General features: G+C 72.6%; 1 protein-coding gene. It reads right to left on the bottom strand.

Going from position 1 to position 1,028, the window contains the following annotated elements; translation table 11 throughout:
- The coding region (locus tag FXN61_RS49645; RefSeq protein ID WP_223165930.1) for an ATP-binding protein at window positions 1-1,028 on the bottom strand (1,028 nt) is incomplete at both ends.

Genomic DNA, 1,028 nt, shown 5'->3' with positions numbered 1-1,028 from the left:
CTTCGGCGTGCAGGGGTTCGAGCACCGCGGACTCGGCCTCGTCGCCGCGCAGCCACGCCGCCTCGGCACGAGCGGCGGCGACCGGGCCGATGTTCTGCAGTTCCCCGGTTCGTTGCGCGATGTCCCATGCCTCCGCGAGCACGGCCTCTCCGCCGGGCAGACCGCGGCGCACCCTCACCCTGCCCAGTGTGATGAGGGCGGGGCACCGGGTCGGAGGGTTGGCCGGCGGCCGCACTCCTGCCACCAGCTCCGCGTCCGCCGTCGCCTGGTCCCAGTCGCCGGCCTCCACCGCGACCGCCGCCCGGCTCGCGTACATGCGATACAGGTACCGAAGCTCCTCCGCACGCTCCGCCATCTCGATCGCCGTCGTGACACAGCCCATGGCCTCGTCGAGGCGGAACTCCCAGAGGAGGATCTCGACGACGTTGACGGTGAACCTGCAGAAATCACTGACCGAGCGCGACGCCAGCGTCACCTGCCTGGCTTCCGTCAACGTGGTCCACGCCTCCGCCAGGCCCAGGTCGGCCTGCGCGGTACCGACGCTCGTCAACGCGTGGGCGAGGATCTCCTGATCTCCGGCCGCGCGGGCGAGTGCGACGGCGCGCTCACCCAGCACGAGACTCTCCTCGGTGCGGTAGGCGACCGATCGCAGGGCGCTCTGGTGGCCCAGCGCACGGGCGAGCACCCTCTCGTCGCCCGCACCCTCCAGCAGCGCGGCGGCCTCGTCCGCGCTGCTGTCCGTGAGCTCGGGCATCCCCGCCTGCCAGCAGATCCGCGACAACCACACCAGGTCGGCACCGAGCGCGCGGGCGTCACCGAGACCGCGCCGCAGGCCGACCGCCTCCCGCTGGGACTCCACGGCCGGGTCCATGTCGCCGATGATGCTGTTTTCGATCGCATAGCGGCCGAGCAGGTCGGCCCGCCGAGCCGGATCGAGCAGTTCTCGCTGTTGCAGCACGAGACGCAGGTGCGCCGCCGCTTCCCGGTGCGAGCCTGCCCGGCTCGCGGTCTCGGCGGCCTTGGGGCCG

It is taken from the genome of Lentzea indica, assembly GCF_012184385.1.
Taxonomy (GTDB): Bacteria; Actinomycetota; Actinomycetes; order Mycobacteriales; family Pseudonocardiaceae; genus Lentzea; species Lentzea indica.
The sequence above is the reverse complement of the archived record's forward strand: the minus strand, read 5'-3'. Positions and strand labels throughout refer to the sequence as shown.